The 3,545-nt window shown below is 46.7% G+C and carries 4 protein-coding genes; 1 reads left to right on the forward strand and 3 read right to left on the reverse strand.

Annotated elements, in window-relative coordinates; translation table 11 throughout:
• The 3 genes from metQ to metN form a co-directional block, all read right to left on the reverse strand.
• Window positions 1-705, reverse strand: a 705-nt coding sequence (gene metQ, locus ACRC27_RS02430; protein WP_438639114.1) for a methionine ABC transporter substrate-binding lipoprotein MetQ, incomplete at its 3' end; no start/stop codon positions are given.
• A gap of 110 nt (window positions 706-815) precedes the next feature.
• On the reverse strand, window positions 816-1,469 hold the full coding sequence (locus ACRC27_RS02435; RefSeq protein WP_438623588.1) for a methionine ABC transporter permease: 654 nt from the start codon (window positions 1,467-1,469) through the stop codon (window positions 816-818).
• On the reverse strand, window positions 1,450-2,493 hold the full coding sequence (gene metN / locus ACRC27_RS02440) for a methionine ABC transporter ATP-binding protein MetN (RefSeq protein ID WP_438623587.1): 1,044 nt from the start codon (window positions 2,491-2,493) through the stop codon (window positions 1,450-1,452). Before metN ends, ACRC27_RS02435 begins: the two co-directional genes overlap by 20 nt.
• Window positions 2,494-2,780: 287 nt before the next feature.
• Between metN and gmhB the strand changes: the two genes are divergently transcribed.
• Window positions 2,781-3,341 carry a D-glycero-beta-D-manno-heptose 1,7-bisphosphate 7-phosphatase gene (gene gmhB, locus ACRC27_RS02445; RefSeq protein WP_438623586.1) on the forward strand — a complete coding sequence of 187 codons (561 nt, stop codon included), beginning with the start codon at window positions 2,781-2,783 and terminating at the stop codon, window positions 3,339-3,341.
• Window positions 3,342-3,545: the final 204 nt, after the last annotated feature.

A 3,545-nucleotide genomic window follows, 5' to 3' on the forward strand; every position in this document is an offset into this window, starting at 1 on the left:
TTTATTATTGTCGCGTGCCACAATCAGGTTCACATACGGAGAGGCTTTATCCTCCACAAATAAACCATCTTTTGGCGGTGTCAGCCCAATCTGGCTGGCATACGTCGTATTGATAACCGCCAAGTCAACATCATCAAGTGAGCGTGGCAATTGCGGTGCTTCTAGCTCGATTAATTTTAATTTTTTCGGGTTAGCAACAATATCCAATACCGTTGCATTCAGGCCGCTGCCCTCTTTGAGCGTTAGCAAGCCCTGTGCTTGTAACAGCAGTAAAGAGCGGCCAAGGTTGGTTGGATCATTAGGTAATGAGACCGCCGCCCCCTCTTTCAACTCAGACAGCGCCTTGATTTTTTTCGAATAACCAGCAATTGGGTAGACAAACGAATTACCGACAACGGTCAGCTTATACCCACGATCAGCAATTTGCTGATCAAGATACGGCTTGTGCTGGAACGCATTCAGATCTAATGAACCATCCGCCAGCGCCGCATTTGGCGTGATATAATCGCTAAAACTTACCAATTCCACATCTAAACCGTATTGCTCTTTGGCGACTTTTTTTGCCACCTCAGCCACTTGCTCTTCCGCACCGGAAATTACGCCCACTTTAATTTTATTTTGCGCATCATCCTGACCACAACCGGTCAGCAATAAAGAGCTTGCCAATGCACTTACCAGAGCCAGTGTTTTAAATTGTAATGCCATCGTATTTACCATCCTTGTTTATTGCGGTGCGTGAGCACCAATCACAAATCATATTGTTGTAAAACAGCGGCTCAATGAAACCGCTTAAATTGTACATGCGGGGAAACCGGTTACTTATGGTCGGTTGCCTTTACCCAGCGCTCACCCACACTTTGAATCAACTGTACTAATACCACTAAAATAGCAATGACAACCAGCATTACCGTACCGTCAAAACGTTGATAACCATAACGAATACCCACATCACCTAAACCACCGCCACCCACAGCACCGGCCATCGCCGAATAGCTGACCAAGGTCACTAACGTAATAGTAATACTGTTAATGATCCCCGGCAGCGCCTCAGGCAGCATCACCTTAGTGATAATCTGCATCGGGGTTGCACCCATCGCTCTTGCCGCCTCAATCAAACCGGCAGGCACTTCCATTAATGCCCCTTCAATTAAACGGGCAATAAATGGGGTTGCGCCAATGGCCAACGGCACTACCGCTGCCGCCGTACCAATAGACGTACCAACCAGCAAACGGGTTAACGGAATAATAGAAACAATCAAAATAATAAAAGGGATAGAGCGCCCGATATTAATCACCGCACCTAACACTTTATTTAGCGGCGCATTCGCCTTAATTTGTCCTGGTTTGGTAATAAACAGGATCACTCCCAGTGGGATCCCCAGTGCAAAACCAATAACCCCAGAAGCTAGCACCATCATCAGTGTTTCGCCCAATGCCTTAAACAGCAGCTCAATCATTGCTTGCGACATAGCCTAACACCTCCACCTTGACATGCTGCTCATGCAGATAATCCATTGCCTGCGCACAACGCGCCTCATCACCAAACAACTCTGCCAGCATCACCCCGAATTTAATTCCGCCGGCATAATCCATCTGCGCGCTTAAAATATTGCAATCAATATTAAATTCCCGCGCCACTTTTGACAGCAGCGGTGCATCAACAGATTGTCCGGTAAACTCCAAACGGATCAACGGGAAATGCAATGGCTGCGGTGTTGTTACCAACCTTGCGGCATAATCTTCAGGAATACTTAAATCAAGCGTTGAGCGAATAAACTGCTGTGCTAGCGGCGTTTTCGGGTGTGCAAAAACCTCACCCACCGAACCTTGCTCAATCAGCTGACCTGCGCTGATGACCGCAACTTGATCACAAATTCGCTTTACCACATCCATTTCATGCGTGATCAGTAAAATCGTCAGCCCCAAACGGCGGTTAATATCCTTCAACAGCGTTAAAATAGACCGCGTTGTTGCCGGATCAAGCGCACTGGTGGCCTCATCACACAACAATACCTTCGGATTACAGGCCAGCGCACGGGCAATTGCCACTCGCTGTTTTTGCCCGCCGGAAAGATTTGCCGGAAACACCGTCTTCTTATCTGTCAGGCCAACTAGTGCCAGCAACTCATCCACTCGTGTGGCAATCGCCTCTTTATTTAAGCCTTGTAACTCCAAAGCAAAAGCCACATTACCAAACACCGTACGTGAAGAGAGCAGATTAAAGTGCTGGAAAATCATCCCAATATTACGTCTTGCACGCTCGAGTGCCGGTTCATCCAGCACCATCATATCCTGCCCATCAACAAATACCTCACCTGAAGAGGGGCGCTCAAGCAGATTCACACAGCGAATCAGCGTACTTTTCCCTGCTCCCGATGCACCTATCACGCCAAAAATCTGGCCAGCCGGAACATGCAAACTCACCTCTGAAAGCGCACTGATACTTCGCCCTTCCGTGTGAAATATTTTACTGATGTGATTAAGCCTAATCATGGTACGTCATGCTCTCCATGCTGAAACAGATGCTTACTTCTATCGCACAAAAACAGATCCTAAACAATATATAGGGATAGACAGCAGAGCGAATACACAGATGCTAAGATGTCTGGATGGCTATAGTCAACAGTTTTTACGTCTAGACGGCTAAAAGAAAGAGAAATAAACCCGTATATCCCCACATTTATCCTCAAAAACGCCTCTCGTCTTACATTATAAGAACAGGCAGGCGATAATCAGCACATACTTGATACCGTAAATCCAGACCCGCCGGAGATCTTCACATGGCAACCTCAGCACTATTTATTGATCGTGACGGTACACTGAACATTGATCATGGCTACGTACATGAAAGTGACAACTTTGAATTCATCAAAGGCGCGATTGACGCTTGTCGCCAAATTAAAGAGATGGGGCTGGCACTGGTCTTAGTCACCAACCAATCTGGCATTGCCCGAGGTTTGTTTACCGAAGCCCAGTTTACCCACTTAACTGAGTGGATGGATTGGTCACTGGCTGACAGAGGCGTTGATCTTGATGGTATCTACTACTGTCCGCATCACGCAGAGCACGGTAAGGGTGAATATAAAATTGACTGTGAATGCCGCAAACCGAAGCCGGGCATGTTTCTTGAAGCACAAGCAGAGCTTGACCTCGATATGGCCTCCTCTTATATGGTTGGTGATAAACTTGAAGACATGCAAGCGGCGCAAGCGGCTGGCATTGGCACCAAGATTCTGGTTCGCAGTGGAAAACCCCTCACCGCAGAAGCCGAAGCCCTAGCAGATTACGTCCTCGATAGCCTTGCTGATGTACCCGCGCTGCTTAAAAAACGTATAAAATAAACAAAAAGAGTAAAAAATGAGCAAGCAAAAGATTTATTAACTTTTTTGCTTGCCTCTTTGTAAATACTCCCTATAATGCGACCCCACTGACACGGCAACCGTGATGCAAATCACTGAAAGCTAAGCAGTAAAGAATAAAACGCTTTTAAGGAATGTGAAAAACAAACCTTGACAGCCAAAGGGAAATGCGGAATAATGCGCGCC

Source organism: Plesiomonas sp. (genome assembly GCF_051650925.1).
Classification (GTDB): Bacteria; Pseudomonadota; Gammaproteobacteria; order Enterobacterales; family CAMTGL01; genus Plesiomonas.